Annotated in this window: 21 protein-coding genes; 14 read left to right on the forward strand and 7 right to left on the reverse strand. The window is 65.6% G+C overall.

The window, feature by feature from the left end:
* Positions 1–84 precede the first annotated feature (84 nt).
* The 3 genes from AC5P7X_RS11555 to AC5P7X_RS11565 all read left to right on the forward strand — a co-directional run bounded on the left by AC5P7X_RS11555 (position 85) and on the right by AC5P7X_RS11565 (position 1,916).
* Positions 85–1,092 (forward strand): LacI family DNA-binding transcriptional regulator, encoded by a 1,008-nt coding sequence (locus AC5P7X_RS11555; RefSeq protein WP_329842267.1) that lies wholly within the window; start codon positions 85–87, stop codon positions 1,090–1,092.
* On the forward strand, positions 1,089–1,535 hold the full coding sequence (locus tag AC5P7X_RS11560; RefSeq protein WP_329842268.1) for a Rap1a/Tai family immunity protein: 447 nt from the start codon (positions 1,089–1,091) through the stop codon (positions 1,533–1,535). Before AC5P7X_RS11555 ends, AC5P7X_RS11560 begins: the two co-directional genes overlap by 4 nt.
* A 147-nt stretch (positions 1,536–1,682) precedes the next feature.
* Complete coding sequence (locus tag AC5P7X_RS11565; RefSeq protein ID WP_005416583.1) at positions 1,683–1,916, forward strand: metallothionein; 234 nt, start codon at positions 1,683–1,685, stop codon at positions 1,914–1,916.
* A 15-nt stretch (positions 1,917–1,931) separates the two neighbouring features.
* Here the strand turns inward: AC5P7X_RS11565 and AC5P7X_RS11570 are convergent, their stop codons facing one another.
* The 3 genes from AC5P7X_RS11570 to AC5P7X_RS11580 all read right to left on the reverse strand — a co-directional run bounded on the left by AC5P7X_RS11570 (position 1,932) and on the right by AC5P7X_RS11580 (position 3,413).
* Positions 1,932–2,483 (reverse strand): cysteine hydrolase family protein, encoded by a 552-nt coding sequence (locus AC5P7X_RS11570; RefSeq protein ID WP_329842269.1) that lies wholly within the window; start codon positions 2,481–2,483, stop codon positions 1,932–1,934.
* 3 nt (positions 2,484–2,486) lie between these two features.
* Positions 2,487–3,125, reverse strand: coding sequence for a DUF6766 family protein (locus AC5P7X_RS11575; protein WP_495214852.1), 639 nt, complete (start codon positions 3,123–3,125; stop codon positions 2,487–2,489).
* A 99-nt stretch (positions 3,126–3,224) separates the two neighbouring features.
* Positions 3,225–3,413, reverse strand: a complete 189-nt coding sequence (locus AC5P7X_RS11580) for a hypothetical protein (RefSeq protein ID WP_053496592.1) — start codon at positions 3,411–3,413, stop codon at positions 3,225–3,227.
* Positions 3,414–3,561: 148 nt separating this feature from the next.
* Here AC5P7X_RS11580 and AC5P7X_RS11585 point away from each other — a divergent pair, with 148 nt between their 5' ends.
* The 7 genes from AC5P7X_RS11585 (at position 3,562) to AC5P7X_RS11615 (ending at position 8,907) form a co-directional block, all read left to right on the forward strand.
* Positions 3,562–4,725, forward strand: a complete 1,164-nt coding sequence (locus AC5P7X_RS11585; protein WP_111128454.1) for a zinc-dependent alcohol dehydrogenase — start codon at positions 3,562–3,564, stop codon at positions 4,723–4,725.
* A gap of 10 nt (positions 4,726–4,735) precedes the next feature.
* Positions 4,736–5,233, forward strand: coding sequence for a hypothetical protein (locus AC5P7X_RS11590; RefSeq protein WP_329842272.1), 498 nt, complete (start codon positions 4,736–4,738; stop codon positions 5,231–5,233).
* Between the two features lie 109 nt (positions 5,234–5,342).
* Positions 5,343–6,284: an acyl-CoA dehydrogenase gene (locus AC5P7X_RS11595; RefSeq protein WP_206620268.1), complete on the forward strand. Its 942-nt coding sequence runs from the start codon at positions 5,343–5,345 to the stop codon at positions 6,282–6,284.
* Positions 6,272–7,030: a PIG-L deacetylase family protein gene (locus AC5P7X_RS11600; RefSeq protein ID WP_206620267.1), complete on the forward strand. Its 759-nt coding sequence runs from the start codon at positions 6,272–6,274 to the stop codon at positions 7,028–7,030. The genes AC5P7X_RS11595 and AC5P7X_RS11600 overlap by 13 nt, the downstream gene beginning before the upstream one ends.
* Entirely contained in the window at positions 7,027–7,614 is a 588-nt protein-coding gene (locus AC5P7X_RS11605) for a class I SAM-dependent DNA methyltransferase (protein WP_065196295.1), read from the forward strand. The genes AC5P7X_RS11600 and AC5P7X_RS11605 overlap by 4 nt, the downstream gene beginning before the upstream one ends.
* Positions 7,611–8,300 (forward strand): glycosyltransferase family 2 protein, encoded by a 690-nt coding sequence (locus AC5P7X_RS11610; RefSeq protein ID WP_495214853.1) that lies wholly within the window; start codon positions 7,611–7,613, stop codon positions 8,298–8,300. Before AC5P7X_RS11605 ends, AC5P7X_RS11610 begins: the two co-directional genes overlap by 4 nt.
* 178 nt (positions 8,301–8,478) lie before the next feature.
* Positions 8,479–8,907 carry a BLUF domain-containing protein gene (locus AC5P7X_RS11615; RefSeq protein ID WP_495214854.1) on the forward strand — a complete coding sequence of 143 codons (429 nt, stop codon included), beginning with the start codon at positions 8,479–8,481 and terminating at the stop codon, positions 8,905–8,907.
* A 15-nt stretch (positions 8,908–8,922) separates the two neighbouring features.
* Here AC5P7X_RS11615 and AC5P7X_RS11620 read toward each other — a convergent pair whose 3' ends face one another.
* Positions 8,923–9,300: a response regulator gene (locus AC5P7X_RS11620; RefSeq protein WP_053496599.1), complete on the reverse strand. Its 378-nt coding sequence runs from the start codon at positions 9,298–9,300 to the stop codon at positions 8,923–8,925.
* Positions 9,301–9,466: 166 nt separating this feature from the next.
* Here AC5P7X_RS11620 and AC5P7X_RS11625 point away from each other — a divergent pair, with 166 nt between their 5' ends.
* The 4 genes from AC5P7X_RS11625 to AC5P7X_RS11640 all read left to right on the forward strand — a co-directional run bounded on the left by AC5P7X_RS11625 (position 9,467) and on the right by AC5P7X_RS11640 (position 12,083).
* A complete protein-coding gene (locus AC5P7X_RS11625; RefSeq protein WP_229765966.1) occupies positions 9,467–9,847 on the forward strand; it encodes a hypothetical protein in 381 nt (126 codons plus the stop codon).
* 277 nt (positions 9,848–10,124) lie between these two features.
* Positions 10,125–10,592, forward strand: coding sequence for a BLUF domain-containing protein (locus AC5P7X_RS11630; RefSeq protein WP_346607292.1), 468 nt, complete (start codon positions 10,125–10,127; stop codon positions 10,590–10,592).
* On the forward strand, positions 10,589–11,356 hold the full coding sequence (locus AC5P7X_RS11635; RefSeq protein ID WP_495214855.1) for a DUF72 domain-containing protein: 768 nt from the start codon (positions 10,589–10,591) through the stop codon (positions 11,354–11,356). Before AC5P7X_RS11630 ends, AC5P7X_RS11635 begins: the two co-directional genes overlap by 4 nt.
* Entirely contained in the window at positions 11,349–12,083 is a 735-nt protein-coding gene (locus AC5P7X_RS11640) for a DNA-formamidopyrimidine glycosylase family protein (protein WP_070489195.1), read from the forward strand. The genes AC5P7X_RS11635 and AC5P7X_RS11640 overlap by 8 nt, the downstream gene beginning before the upstream one ends.
* A 39-nt stretch (positions 12,084–12,122) precedes the next feature.
* On the opposite strand, the gene AC5P7X_RS11645 is transcribed toward AC5P7X_RS11640, so the two are convergent.
* From AC5P7X_RS11645 to AC5P7X_RS11655, 3 genes are all read right to left on the reverse strand, one after another.
* Positions 12,123–12,620: a YciE/YciF ferroxidase family protein gene (locus tag AC5P7X_RS11645; RefSeq protein ID WP_495214856.1), complete on the reverse strand. Its 498-nt coding sequence runs from the start codon at positions 12,618–12,620 to the stop codon at positions 12,123–12,125.
* A gap of 112 nt (positions 12,621–12,732) precedes the next feature.
* Entirely contained in the window at positions 12,733–13,149 is a 417-nt protein-coding gene (locus tag AC5P7X_RS11650) for a low affinity iron permease family protein (protein ID WP_171956971.1), read from the reverse strand.
* Positions 13,146–13,400 carry a hypothetical protein gene (locus tag AC5P7X_RS11655; RefSeq protein WP_495214858.1) on the reverse strand — a complete coding sequence of 85 codons (255 nt, stop codon included), beginning with the start codon at positions 13,398–13,400 and terminating at the stop codon, positions 13,146–13,148. The genes AC5P7X_RS11650 and AC5P7X_RS11655 overlap by 4 nt, the downstream gene beginning before the upstream one ends.
* Positions 13,401–13,442: the final 42 nt, after the last annotated feature.

Raw genomic sequence — 13,442 nt, forward strand, 5'->3', positions numbered from 1 at the left:
AAAAATCCAATAGTCCTTTGGCGTTAACATGGTCCTGGACGGCCGTCCGGCCCAGAAAGGCGCTCGATTCCGGGAACGTTACCAGTGAGCATCAGCATCAATGACGTCGCACGCGTGGCGGGGGTATCCAAGTCCACGGTGTCGCGGGTGCTCGGCGGCGGCCCGGTCAGCGAGGCCGTGCGCGGCCGGGTGGAGGCGGCGATCCGCCAGACCGGATATCACCCCAACCTGCAGGCAAGACGCCTGCGCGCCCGGCATACCGGCATCATCGGCCTGATCGTGGCCGATATCCGCAACCCGTTCTTCACCGCGCTGATCCGCGCCGTGGAGGAAGTCGCATACCGGGAAGGCCTTCGCGTCACCCTCTGCAACACCGATGAGGACCCCGAGCGCGAGGCGCTGTATCTGCAGTTGATGCATGAGGAACGCATCAGTGGGCTGATTTTTGCGCCCACCCGGACCACGGTGGGGCGGCTGGACCGGCTCACGCTGGATTACCCTACGGTCCTGGTCGACCGTGCCGCACCGGGTGGCACGATCGACAGCGTGGTCCTCGACAACGCAGCGGCGATGTCACGCCTGGTCGAGCACCTGGCCGAGCGCGGTTATCGCCGCATCGGTGGCCTGTTCGGCAGCACCAGTACCACGGCGTCCGAACGCCGCGACGGCTATATCGCTGCAATGCGCAGGCACGGGCTGGAACCGGACTACCGGGAGGTAGAGCCCACGGCCGAGGCCGCCATCGCAACGGTCGAGCAGTGGTTGACCAGTCCTTCGCGTCCCGATGCGCTGGTCGCCAGCAACAGCCTGCTGCTCATGGGCGCATTGAAAGCGGCCCGCAGCGCTGGGCTTGCGATTCCAGGAGAGCTGGCGCTGGCAGGCTTCGACAACGAGCGATGGACCGAGCTGGTCGAACCGGGTATTACCGTGGTCGAGCAGCCGGTTGAAGAGATGGGGCGAGCTGCGATGTCGCTGTTGCTGGAGCGCCTGCGCATGCCGGAGCTGCCGGTACGCAGACTGGTGATGACGGGGAGGTGCGTGGTGAGAGGGTCGACCGCATGGAATGCGGAAAAACGAGAGGCGCGGAAATGAATGGACGCCACGCCCGACTGGCGGATCGCCACGTTCGCCAGCTGATCTTGCTTTGCGCCTGCCTCCTTGCCGGATCTGCGCTCGCGGAGACAGCACCTTTGCAGCGCACCTGGCTTGTCAGCGGGACCGAACTCATCACGCTGCTGCAGGGCAAAGGCGCTGACGGGTTCTGCGATGGCGAACACTGCCGGGGGCTGTCCAGCGCCCGGGCCAGCAGCTACATTCTGGGTGTTGCCGATGCCAGCCGCGGGCAGTGGTGTGGGCAGGGCCGGATCCTTCCGCATGAACTGGTCGATCAGGTGTCTTCCCATCTCCGGCAGCTGCCCCGCGAGCGATTGCAACAGGATGCGTCTGCCCTGGTTGTCGAAGGGCTGCGCGCGGCGTTTCCCTGTGGTCGCGGCACATCGCCTGGTGGCAGTGCCGAGCCCGGCAAGGCACGCTGAGACGCGTGGGCTGGGCGTTGCCAACGCGGGCTGCAGCCTGCGTAATGAACACATCGGTGTTCTGCACGCTGGCGACACGATGCATTCACGACCGCCGACACCCGCGCCCGCGACACTGCATGCTCCTTCCTCCGCATGAGGTGCCCCATGGCTACCTGTGATGTCTGCGGCAATGACTACGACAAGAGCTTCACCCTCCAGCAGGGTGGACGCAGCGGCACCTTCGATTCGTTCGAGTGCGCCATCCACGCGTTCGCACCGCGCTGCGCACATTGCGACTGCGCGATCATCGGCCATGGCGTTGAAGGAAGCGGTCAGATCTTCTGCTGCGCACATTGCGCCGGTCATGCCGGTGTAAAGGGAATCGCAGACCGGGCCTGAGCCCGCTCCGGCCTGTCATGCCGGGACTAGCGAGGCGAGCCGTGCGACCCGGGCTGCACCAGAATCGGCGAGCAGCGCCATCGCACGCTGTTTCCGGGCCGGCGTCCCCGCCACGGCCTCCCGTGCCACCACTACGTCGAATTCCCTGGCGTTGGCGTCCAGCGCAGTGGCCAGGACACACGAATCGGCCGTCATCCCAGCGAGCCAAAGGCTGCGCACGCCAAGCTTGGCCAGCAGAATCGGCAACGGGCTGGCCAGGAACGCCGAATGCTCGGGCTTGAGCACGAAGTAGTGGCCGGGCAGGGGAGAGAGGAGGTCGGCAATCCGCCCGGCCGGTCCTCTGTCCCGCTGGCACTGTGCTACCTGCTGGCGGAAGTCACGCTTCCAGTCGGAAAAATTGTCATTGGCGTAGATGACCGGCCATCCGTGGTCATCGAAGTGGTCTCTCAAGCGCCGGATCTGTCTGGCCGCCCGCTCCGCAGCCGGTGCCAGCGCCTGCGCACCCGGGAAGTCGAAGCGACTGAACATATCGATGATCAGCAAGGCCGTTGACGGAGCATTTCCCATGGCTCAATCACCTGTCTGCGCGTGCGGAGCTTCGACCGGCTTGGATTGCGGTGAGTCCTTCTGCCGCAGGAGGATCGTGAGCACGACCAGGGACAGCACGGCAAGGAATTCGCTCTGCCAGTTCTGCATCGATTCGAACCAGAACGTGCTGCTGCCCAGATGCTCCAGGAAACCCGGCACCGGCAATCCCTGCAACTGTTGCTCGACCTGCTCGGCGCGCCAGCTACCCAATGCATGCAATGTAAAACTGAGCAGGAACAACAGCCCGAAGGCAATCGCAAGCGAGTGAGCGTAGAGCACCTTCCATGCGCCACCGCGGCGAACCGGCCACGGCGCAGGGCCCGGCTCGACGCGGTTCTGCTCCTGCGCGGGGTCCAGCGGCCGGGATTCGGCTGAGCCACGCTGGCGCAGGTTGACGGTCAGAAGAACGTACATCCCCATCTGCAGGAACTCGCTCTCCCAGTTTTCGAATGTAGCGCTGACAAAATGCCCGGTCGCCAGGTAGTGCCACAGGTCGACCGGCGCGCGTCCGTGCTGCGTCAACGTCTGGTTGTGCACGTGATGTCCCGCAACTGCCTGCCCGACAATGAAGACGACAGTGAGTGCAAGCAGCACCAGCGAGAGACCGTTGCGTTTCCACATGCAACACCTCGTTCAGGCTGACCGGAAACCGTGCATGCAGCTTGCGCCGGTAGCGCACCATGACGCGTGAATCCGGCGCATCCAGGATGTGAGGCGGCCTCAACGCTTGCCCGTCGGATCGGGGTCGGGACGTTCGTAGTCCTCAGGTACGGCCTTGGGGCCATCGCCGTCGTCCGGCATGTCGTGCGCCTTCCACTTCGCTCGATCATTGCGCCGCTTGTCCGGGGTGTGCGCCTTCGATTGATCGTCCACGTCTGTTGTTGGATTGAAAGGCAGCTTGTCGTTCATGCTGGGCTCCTGTGGCGGGTGTTCGCAGCGTGACCCGGTCGGGGTTAACGCTACGACGCCGCGGAATGAACGCTGTGCACACCTGGATGTCACCGGGGCGGGAGGACGTCCCTGCGATGCTGTCGTTCCGATCTTCTGGAGAAGCACGATGCAGGCATTGACCTATCACGGCCGCAAGGATGTGCGCGTCGAGACCGTGCCGGACCCGGTGCTGGCGGCTGAGGACGATCTGATCCTGAGGGTTACCGCCACCGCCATCTGTGGTTCGGACCTGCACCTGTATCGGGGCAAGATTCCCGATCTGCACGACGGCGATGTGCTGGGCCACGAATTCATGGGCGTGGTGGAAGAGGTCGGCAGCGGCGTAACGCAGGTGAGGCCGGGTGATCGCGTGGTGATCCCCTTCGTGATCGCCTGTGGCGAGTGCTTCCACTGCCGGCTGGCCGAGTATGCCGCCTGCGAGACCACCAACACGGGCAAGGGCGCTGCGCTGAACCAGAAGGGCCTTCTGCCTCCGGCGGCGTTGTTCGGGTACAGCCATCTGTATGGCGGCGTGGCAGGCGGACAGGCCGAATTCGTGCGCGTGCCCAAGGCGAATGTGGGCCCACTGCGCATTCCGGAAGGCGTGGCCGACGAACAAGTTCTGTTCCTGTCGGACATTCTGCCCACCGGCTATCAGGCCGCGCTGAACGCTGGGGTCAAGCCGGGCTCGACAGTAGCCATCTTCGGTGCCGGTCCGGTGGGACTGATGAGCGCGGCCTGCTGCCGGCTGCTGGGTGCGGAGACCATCTTCATGGTCGACCATCTTCGCTACCGCCTGGACTACGCGCGCCGTGCCTATGGTGTGACGCCGATCGACTTCAAGGAGATCGAGGACCCGGCCGATTACATCCTGACCCAGACCAGTGGACGCGGCGTGGATGCCTGCATCGAGGCCGTCGGTTTCGAGGCCGAGGGCAGTGCCCTGGAGTCAGCGCTGACCGCCGTGAAACTGGAAGGCAGCAGCGGCGTGGCCATCCGTCAGTGCATCGCAGCCGCCCGCCGCGGCGGCGTGGTCAGCATTCCCGGTGTCTATGCCGGTTTCATCCACGGGTTCCTGCTGGGCGATGCGTTCGACAAGGGGCTGACATTCAAGATGGGGCAGACCCACGTGCAGGGACTGATGCCGGAACTGCTCGACGCCATCATCGAAGGAAAGCTGGATCCGGGTGACATCATCTCACACCGGATGCGCCTGGCCGACGCAGCGCAAGGTTATGCGATGTTCGATGCCAAGGACGACGACTGCCGCAAGATCGTATTGACCCCCTGAGCAGGCCGTCATGAGCGCGATTGTCATTGCCGGTGTCTACGCAGTCTGGCTGGCCGCCGGTGCGCTGGACTTCCACTTTCACCGGCGTACCGACCTGCCGCACACGTCCGCGATGCGCGAGAGCCTGCTGCATGGGCTGCAGCTGCTGCTCATCGGCAGCGGCGTGCTGGCGTGGCTCGTGCTGGAAAGCACATGGTTGCTCGTCGCGCTGCTGGCAGTCCTGGTCATCGCGCATGCAATCGCCGGCTACCTCGACACCGTCAGCGCGGACGGGGGGCGACGCATCAGCCCGGCCGAGCAGCACGTGCACAGTGTGCTCGACGCCGCTCCCTGGGTGCTGCTGGGCGGGGTGGCGTGGCAGGCCGAGCCTCGTTGGGCAGTCAATGTGGCACCGGCAGCACCGGCGCTGTGGGGGTTTGTATTGCTGCCGGCGCTTGGGCTGGTGGTGTTGCCATGGCTATGGGAACTGCGCCAGTGCGTGCGTGCAAGCGAACAGCGCCAGCGGTGACCGCGTGAGGAACACTGCGCCGGGTATTCATGTGGCCGCCACATCGCCAAGACAGTGATGTGACCGCAGGGCGCCTACGTTCATGACCTATCTTCATTGCAGACCGGCCATGCAGGATGTGACGTCGCCTTCTTCGCTGTTCAACCGCGCGCGCCAGGTTCTCGCCCAGCAGCCCGCGCTGCCTTTGCCCGGAAGTGGCCACACACTGCAGCGTTGGCGGGCGCTGGCGGCGTGGGGGGCAGAGGACCTCTGCTTGGCCAAGGTACTGGAAGCGCATTACGACGCCCAGGCGATCATTGCCGAGCTGAACGCGCCTAGGGTTGCTGAAGGGCAGCTGCTGGCGGTGTGGGCCGCAGAAGGCCCAGCCAACACCCTGCGCATCGACGCCGGCGGTGGACTGTATGGTGACAAGCCCTGGTGTTCAGGCAGCGCGTGGGTGGATGCGGCACTGGTAACCGTGCGGAACACACACGGCGTGTGGCTGTGCCATGTGGCGGCGGAGCATTGGTGCACGCTTTCGGGTGAGCCCTGGCCGGCGGCTGGCATGGCCGGCATTCCGTCCACGACGGTGCGCTTCGACGGCGCACCGATGACGATTCTGGGGCCGCGCGACGCCTACCTGCAACGGCCGGGCTTCTGGCATGGCGGAGCCGGTATCGCGGCGGTCTGGTTTGGCGCAGCGGTGGCACTGGCTGAACGCGTGCGGCCGGCCTGCAGCGACGGCAACCGCGCACGGCTGCTGGGTGCAGCGGACCTTGTGCTGGGGCCGGCTGCGGCGCTGCTTCGCGAAGTGGCCGCGCGCATCGACGACGCGCCCCAATCGGCGCATCGGGGAGACGTAGTGCGGCTGCGCTGCGTGGTCGAGCGGGCGGCGACGCGCGTCCTGGACCTTGCAGGCCGCGCGCTCGGTCCGGCGCCGATGTGCCTGGAAGACGGTCACGCCCGCCGCTGGGCGGACCTGACGGTGTTCCTCAGGCAGTGCCATGCCGATCGCGATTGGCAGTGGCTGGGTGAGCAGCGGGCAGCCGAGGAGACCGCATGGGCGCTGTAGCCAGCACACCCCTGCAAGGAGGGGGAACTCAGGAACAGGCTTGGCTGCGCTGCGATTGGCTCTGGCAGCAACCGTCCACGTCCGCCCGTTCACTGTGCGCCGACCATGACCGCCTTGTGGTCGTCGCGCCGCATCCCGACGACGAGATTCTTGGCTGTGGCGGGCTGCTCCATCATGCCGCGGCACAGGGCATGGAGGTTGGCGTCATTGCCGTGACCGATGGTGAAGCGTGTTATCCGGGTGAACCGTGGTGGACACCGGAGCGCCTGCGGTCGGCGCGTCGGGCAGAGCTTGCAGCGGCATTGGCGGAACTTGGGATTACGGCCGACGCGACGTTTCATCTCGGCATCGGCGATGGCGCGGTCAGCAAGCACGAACAGGGCCTGCAGGACTGGCTGCAGCAGCACCTGCAGCCGGGCGATCTGGTACTGGCGCCCTGGCGCTTCGATGGGCATCCCGATCACGAAGCGGCAGGGCGTGCAGCCTGCCGCGCCGCGCGCGCAGTGGGTTGCCGTCGCCTGGAGTACCCGGTATGGGGCTGGCACTGGCTGGATCCGGCCTGCGCGCATATGGCGTGGGAGTTCCCGCAGCTTGTCGACATTTCCGCAGTGGCGTCGGTGAAACGAAGTGCGATCGCCCGGTTCCGGACGCAGACGGGCAACGTGCCGGGCCTGAACAGCCCACCGGTGCTGCCTTCCCATGTACTGGCCCGATTTTTCCGCGATTACGAGGTATTTCTGGCATGAGCGCGCAACCGTACTTCGATGAACTGCATGAGCAGGAAGACCCTTTTGGCTACCGCAGTCGGTGGTATGAAGAACGCAAGCGTGCATTGCTGCTGGCCAGCCTGAGCCAGCGCCAGTTCAATCGTGGCTGGGAGCTGGGATGCTCCAACGGCGTGCTGACCGAGGCCCTGGCGGCCCGCTGTGAGCGCCTGCTGGCCACCGATATCAGCCCGCGCGCAGCGTTCCGGGCCCGCCGCAACCTGGCCCACCTGCCGCACGTGCAGGTCCACTGCGCCAGCCACCCCGAGCAATGGCCGCCGGGGCGCTTCGACCTGATCGTCTGCGGTGAGATGGGCTACTACCTGGGGACGAGCGCCCTTCGCGAGCTGCGTGCCGGAATCGATCAAGCACTTCGTGACGACGGATTGCTGGTCGCCTGCCATTGGTTGCCCTCGTTCCCCGGGCGGGTGAGCCGGACCGAAGTCGTGCATCGGTGCCTGGGCCACGGCCTGCACGAAGCCTTCCACTATCGCGATGCGGACTTCGTGCTGCAGGGCTGGACGCGCGGCACGCTGTCACTGGCCCGCAACGAGGGCCTGCGGTGATAGGCGTTCTGGTCCCCGCGCACAACGAGGCAGCCAGCATGGCGCGCTGCCTGCAATCGATCCGAAGGGCGGCCCTGCACCCGGGCCTGGGCGGCGAAGCGGTCGAACTGGTGGTTGCACTGGACGCTTGCTCGGATGCGACGGCGTCCATCTGCCACCAACAGCGCGTCGGCATTGTGCGGCTGGATGCACGCTGCGTGGGGATTGCCCGCGCAGCGGCCGCCGTCGAGCTGCTGGGTCGCGGCGCCACGTGGTTGGCCAGCACCGACGCTGATAGCGAGGTCCCTGGCGACTGGTTGGTTGGACAACTGGAGCAGCCGTGTGACGCCTTCTGCGGACTGGTGGACATTGCGGCGCGCTGCCCGTCCGAACATCGCCTGCGCAGGGTATTCCAGGGGCGGCAGCAGTGGGGGGAAGGTCACGGGCGCATCCATGGTGCCAACCTGGGTGTCTCTGCCCATTTCTATCGTGCGGTCGGCGGTTTTCCTGCCTTGCGCTGCGGGGAAGACGTTCAAATGGTGAGGGCGCTGCAGGCCTGCGGCGCGGATGTACGCTGGGCCGGTGCTCCCGTCGTCTTCACCAGTGCGCGTCTGGAAGGGCGCGCCGCAGGGGGATTTTCAGCCTATCTGGCGGAAATGGGGGCGGCGGGTGCCCCTGCCGTGCTCACCGGGCCGGCCATTGCGTAAACACCGGCCATTTCGCCGCACCGCAGCAGGCGGTCGCGCCGTCAGGCGTCTCCGATTCAGGCCGAATCCCATGAAACCCGGGCACATCGGCCAATATGTGACGCGCTCCCTGTACGCGTTTACGGCGCGTGAACGCTGCCGACCATAGATTGATCGGCTGGGAAAGCAGGAGCGGCCGATGCCGAACAGCGCGATTGTCTACGCCAGCCGGGCTGCCCCCGGGTTCACGCCGGAACGCCTGGCTGCACTGATGGAAGATGCGGCCCGCTTCAATCGATCAGCGGGCGTGACCGGGGTCCTGTTGTTTGACGGGCAGCGCTTCCTGCAATACATGGAAGGCCCCGCGGACGGGCTGGATGTTGCCTTCTCCCGCGTAAGCGGGGCCCGCAGCCACACCGAACTGACCGAACTCGGGCGTGGCCGGGTCGGGCAGCGGCGGTTGCCGTTCTGGCCGATGCGCTGCCTGTCGGTCAGCGCGAGCGAGCTGCAGATGATCGCCCTTGCCGACTGGTGCCGTTTCATCCAGCGGGCAGTAACCAGCCAGGACGAAGCCGAAGCGATGGAGAAGCTGCTTGCAGTCGTTGAGCCCTACGCGAACGCCGCCTGAAGTGCGGGACGGGTGCTAGCGTGTTGTGCAGCTGATCACACGCCGCACAGTGTCCTGCAACTGATCGATGTGGAATGGCTTGGCCACGAAGGCAGCCCGGCGGTGGCGCTGTGGCACCAGCTGGTCATAGACCGCAGAGACGAACAGAAAGGGGATGCCAAGTTCCGCCAGGCGATCAGCGACTGGAAATACCACGCCGTCTCGAAGCTCGACGTCCAGCACGGCGCCGTCGAACCGCTGGGTATCCAGCAGTCCCAGCGCGTCGAACACGCTGTAGGCGTGTGTCACCTGGTCGCCAGCGTCCTCAAGTGCATGTTCCATCAGTGCTGCCAGGTCGAGCTGGTCTTCCACCAGCAGCAGGTTGCATCTGCGCTGGCTCAATCCGGATTGCATGTGTGCAGCCTGTGTTGCTTCGGGAACGCCAGTCTGTGCTGTGTAGCATCAATACGGTGCGTGCGGCTTGTCAGCCCGGCGCGAAGCCCGTGAAGCGCGCTTCCAGCACCGTATAGGCAGCGTGCAGGGCCGGATGGAGTTTGTTGACGGCGCCTTGGCACGTGCCATGGATACTGCCGCCGTCCCCCGCATCGGAGCTTTTCTCATGCCGCTATCCGGAACCGATTCTGCTTCCCCCCGCGTGCTGCGTGTCGAGTGCATGCCGCTGGACTGCGGTGGCACAGCCGTCGTGGTGGAACTGGACCGCATGCCTGAACGGACATGGATGAAGTCGCTCAAGCGGGCGCTGCAGGCCGACGATGTCCTGGAGGACGCGCACGCCAAGTTCGATGGGCGCTTCGTGTATGTCGTGGGCGTGGAAGGCGGCGCTCACCGTATGCAACATCGTGTGGTACAGGCGCTGGTGGCAGCGGACGCTCCGCGCGCTCCGGCTGGCAGCCTGCGAAGTCGAGCCGGCGGCACGGCACTGTCCAGCCCGATGCCCTGATCGCAGACCACGAAGTCCGTGGATGCTATCGCTGCATCAGGGCTGCGTGCAGCGCACACCTTGGGCGGTTCACACCTCCCGACGAGGCGGTCGCCTGCTGAAGTGGCTGCGTACCGGGCGCGCCTGACATTGCGGCGGTCTGCGGCTTGTGCCCGACCAGCGCGTCAACGCTATGGGGAAGGGCTACGCAACAGTTCGACGCAGCCTCCACACCGGACTCACCGCGCGTACGACCGGCATCGCTAAGGTAAAGCGGTCCGCAACCATCGGTGGTGCCATGCCTCTTCGTGCGATTGCCTACGTGAGTGAAGCCTCCCGCAACCTGACCGCAGCGCGGCTGCAGCAGCTTGTGGCCGAAGCGGTGCAGTTCAACGAATCCGTCGATGTCACCGGCACGCTGCTGTTCGATGGCTCGCGCTTCCTGCAGTATCTGGAGGGCCCGGAGGCCGGGATCAATGCGGCGTACACGCGCATTCTCGCGGCCGGCAGCCACAGTGGGATCGTCGAGCTGAACCGGGGCAGGGTGGGGCGTCGACAGTTTCCGCACTGGCGGATGCGCAGCGTGCGGGTAGACGAACTGGCGCTGGGAAAGATCGCCATCTCCGACTGGACCGGCTTCGTACGCAGCGCGTCGGCGCTCGACTCGGGAAGCAGTGCGCTGGATCGTCTGCTGTCGGTTTCGCCGTTGCAGACGGATGCAGGTGCGGGAGAGACCCTGGAACCGGACTGGCAGTCGGTACGATGAAGGCCACAGCCGCCCCGGTTGCGTCCGACCCACCACGCGTCGGTTGTGCGGGATGGTCGCTGCCGCGGGCGGATCAGAAAGCGTTCGGCGCGGGCGACAGCCTACTGCAGCGCTACGCCACACGCCTGCCGATGGTGGAGATCAACTCTTCCTTCTATCGCCCGCACCAGCGCAGGACTTACGCGCGATGGGCCGCGAGCGTGCCGGAGGGCTTCCGGTTCACGGTGAAACTGCCGCGCGAGATCAGCCATGAGCGTCGGCTGCGCGATGCAATGCAACCGCTCGAACAGTTCCTTGAAGGCGTGCTGGAGCTGGGCGGAAAGCTCGGTCCGTTGCTGCTGCAGTTGCCGCCCAGCCTGGTGTACGACACGATCACGGCCGAAACCTTCCTGCGAGGCCTGCGCGCCCGCACGCGGGCCGATCTGGCGTGCGAGCCGCGCCACCCGAGCTGGTTCACGCCGGAAGTGGATGCACTTCTGAGTGCGAATGGCGTGGCACGGGTCGCTGCGGATCCGGCACGTGTGCCGGCGGCAGCGGTTCCCGGCGGTGACCGCACGTGGAGCTACTGGCGCTGGCACGGTCAACCGCAGATCTATCGCAGTGCGTACAGCGAACAGGCCCTGGCGGAGCTGGCGGAACGACTGCGGCGCGAATCCGGCGCGCAACGACCCGCCTGGTTCGTACTGGACAATACCGCACTGGGCCTTGCCACCGGCAACGCCCTGCGCCTGCAGGCGCTTCTGCAGGAGAATGCACATGCCTGAAGGCCCTTCGATCGTGCTGCTGCGCGAAGCAGCGAGCCACTTCAAGGGGCACGTGGTCCGCGCCGTGTCCGGTAACAGCCGCATCGACCTGTCACCGCTGCAGGGCCGCAGGGTCAAGGCGGTCCGCAGTTGGGGCAAGCACTTCCTGCTGGAATTCAGCCGCCACACGCTGCGCATCCACCTGATGATGTTCGGCAGCTGGCGCATTGACGAACGGAAGCCGACCCCGGCGCGGGTATCGCTGGTGTTCGACAACGGTGAGCTGAACTTCTATGCGTGTTCCGTGCGCTTGATTGACCAGCCTCTGGACGACATCTACGACTGGCGGGCGGACGTGATGAATGATGCCTGGGATCCGAAGCTGGCCCGGCGCAAGCTAGAATCCATGCCGGACGTCCTGGTCTGCGATGCGCTTCTGGACCAGAGCGTCTTCGCCGGCGTGGGCAACATCATCAAGAACGAGGTGCTGTTCCGGATAGGCGTGCATCCGGCCACACGGCTGGGCGACCTGCCGCCACGCAGGCTTACCGCCATGATCGAGCAGGCCCGCGCCTACAGCTTCGATTTCCTGGAATGGAAGCGTCGCTTCGAGTTGAAGAAGCACTGGCAGGTTCACACCAGGAAGGCCTGTCCCCTGTGCGGTGGCCCGATCAGCAAGCTCTACATGGGGACCGCGCGGCGACGCACGTTCTTCTGCCCCAATGATCAGGTGCTGTACCAGCCCTGAGGCTGCCATCCGTGGCAGCCGGCTTCCGGGGCGCGTCGATCAGGCGGCCTGCGCGGCCTTGGCGTTGCCGCCGCCCTTGGCCAGCAGGGTCAGCTTTTCGTCAGTTGCCTTCTCTTCCTCAAGCGTCTCCAGCAGCAGCGGCAGGGCATCCTTGTAGCCCAGCTCCTTGGCCAGCGCGGCGATGGTGCCGTAGGAAGCAATCTCGTAGTGCTCCACCTTCTGCGCGCCACCGATTAAGGCCGCATCCCGCACCGGCCCCTTGTCGATGCTGTCGATCACTTCCTTGCCTTCCTCCACCAGGCCCTCCATCGCCGCACACTTGATGCGCTTCAGGCGAATGCCGAGCACCTCCACCACCTGATCGATGCGTTCGATCTGGCCCTGCGTTTCTTCCAGGTGCGTTTCGAACGCTGCGGCCAAGTCCGGGTTCTCGGCCGCACGGGCCAGGCGCGGGAGGGCCTTGGTCAGCTGCTTCTCGGCACTGTAGATATCCGAGAGTTCGTGGATGAACAGGTCTTCCGCCGTCTTGATAGCCATACTGGGCTCCGCAGTGAGTGGAGTGCCCAGCGTAGGTCCTGCCCGGTTGCGATCGGGCAGGGGCCAGGTGAAGGCGGCATGTGAGCGCCCGCAGGATTACTGCGCACGGTCTTTACGAGAGTGCGCCCGAACCACACGGCATGCAGCGCTCCTTCTTGGACTGGATGTCTGCAGCGGTCTTCGCCAGTGCCTCGTAGCGCTGGCGAATCTCCTCAAGATGCGCCGGCTCCATCGACTCCAGGTTCAACAGCTCCTGATTGGCGTCCTTGCTGACCCGGATCAGTTCATCCAGCTTGATGTGCAGCGCGGCCGTATCGGCGTTCTGCGTGTGCTGGATCAGGAACACCATCAGGAAGGTCACGATGGTCGTTCCCGTATTTACCACCAGCTGCCACGTGTCATTGAAGTGGAAGGCCGGCCCGCTCGCGGCCCAGGTGATGATCACACCCAGCGCCGCGACGAATGCCCCCAGGCTGCCGGACAATCGCGCCGTCGCGGCCGCGACACGGGCGAAGCTGTGCCGCATCACGCGTCACCTCCCGCGGCCTCCTCATCCGTGCGGCGATCTGGCAGCCTGACCCGCTCACCCAGGCGCTTGGCCTGCTCGTCCGGCGTGGGCGCAGCGACGAAGGGAGAGATCGGATCACTGGCTGGGAAGGTTTCCTGCAGCGCTTCGTCATGATTGCGGTGGTTGTGCAGCTTTGCCTGCAGCGGGCTGACAGGATCGGGGCGCTGCGCTTCCGTGTCCGGATGGCGGAGGTCTTTCTGATCACGTTGCATGGGGTATCTCCAGGTTGATCACCACCTCGCAGGTGGCGGGCC

The sequence above is a fragment of the Stenotrophomonas sp. YJH_SMC_53 genome (genome assembly GCF_059369995.1).

What these genes read in the sequence shown, in the direction of transcription:
- AC5P7X_RS11575 (WP_495214852.1), bottom strand. Translation starts at nt 3,125, where the DNA reads ATGTGGAAACGCAACGGTCTCTCGCTGGTGCTGCTTGCACTCACTGTC.
- AC5P7X_RS11590 (WP_329842272.1), top strand. Translation starts at nt 4,736, where the DNA reads ATGAGCGCGATTGTCATTGCCGGTGTCTACGCAGTCTGGCTGGCCGCC.
- AC5P7X_RS11630 (WP_346607292.1), top strand. Translation starts at nt 10,125, where the DNA reads ATGCCTCTTCGTGCGATTGCCTACGTGAGTGAAGCCTCCCGCAACCTG.
- AC5P7X_RS11600 (WP_206620267.1), top strand. Translation starts at nt 6,272, where the DNA reads ATGGGCGCTGTAGCCAGCACACCCCTGCAAGGAGGGGGAACTCAGGAA.
- AC5P7X_RS11655 (WP_495214858.1), bottom strand. Translation starts at nt 13,400, where the DNA reads ATGCAACGTGATCAGAAAGACCTCCGCCATCCGGACACGGAAGCGCAG.
- AC5P7X_RS11615 (WP_495214854.1), top strand. Translation starts at nt 8,479, where the DNA reads ATGCCGAACAGCGCGATTGTCTACGCCAGCCGGGCTGCCCCCGGGTTC.
- AC5P7X_RS11640 (WP_070489195.1), top strand. Translation starts at nt 11,349, where the DNA reads ATGCCTGAAGGCCCTTCGATCGTGCTGCTGCGCGAAGCAGCGAGCCAC.
- AC5P7X_RS11620 (WP_053496599.1), bottom strand. Translation starts at nt 9,300, where the DNA reads ATGCAATCCGGATTGAGCCAGCGCAGATGCAACCTGCTGCTGGTGGAA.
- AC5P7X_RS11595 (WP_206620268.1), top strand. Translation starts at nt 5,343, where the DNA reads ATGCAGGATGTGACGTCGCCTTCTTCGCTGTTCAACCGCGCGCGCCAG.
- AC5P7X_RS11645 (WP_495214856.1), bottom strand. Translation starts at nt 12,620, where the DNA reads ATGGCTATCAAGACGGCGGAAGACCTGTTCATCCACGAACTCTCGGAT.
- AC5P7X_RS11570 (WP_329842269.1), bottom strand. Translation starts at nt 2,483, where the DNA reads ATGGGAAATGCTCCGTCAACGGCCTTGCTGATCATCGATATGTTCAGT.
- AC5P7X_RS11560 (WP_329842268.1), top strand. Translation starts at nt 1,089, where the DNA reads ATGAATGGACGCCACGCCCGACTGGCGGATCGCCACGTTCGCCAGCTG.
- AC5P7X_RS11625 (WP_229765966.1), top strand. Translation starts at nt 9,467, where the DNA reads ATGGATACTGCCGCCGTCCCCCGCATCGGAGCTTTTCTCATGCCGCTA.
- AC5P7X_RS11635 (WP_495214855.1), top strand. Translation starts at nt 10,589, where the DNA reads ATGAAGGCCACAGCCGCCCCGGTTGCGTCCGACCCACCACGCGTCGGT.
- AC5P7X_RS11605 (WP_065196295.1), top strand. Translation starts at nt 7,027, where the DNA reads ATGAGCGCGCAACCGTACTTCGATGAACTGCATGAGCAGGAAGACCCT.
- AC5P7X_RS11565 (WP_005416583.1), top strand. Translation starts at nt 1,683, where the DNA reads ATGGCTACCTGTGATGTCTGCGGCAATGACTACGACAAGAGCTTCACC.
- AC5P7X_RS11585 (WP_111128454.1), top strand. Translation starts at nt 3,562, where the DNA reads ATGCAGGCATTGACCTATCACGGCCGCAAGGATGTGCGCGTCGAGACC.
- AC5P7X_RS11580 (WP_053496592.1), bottom strand. Translation starts at nt 3,413, where the DNA reads ATGAACGACAAGCTGCCTTTCAATCCAACAACAGACGTGGACGATCAA.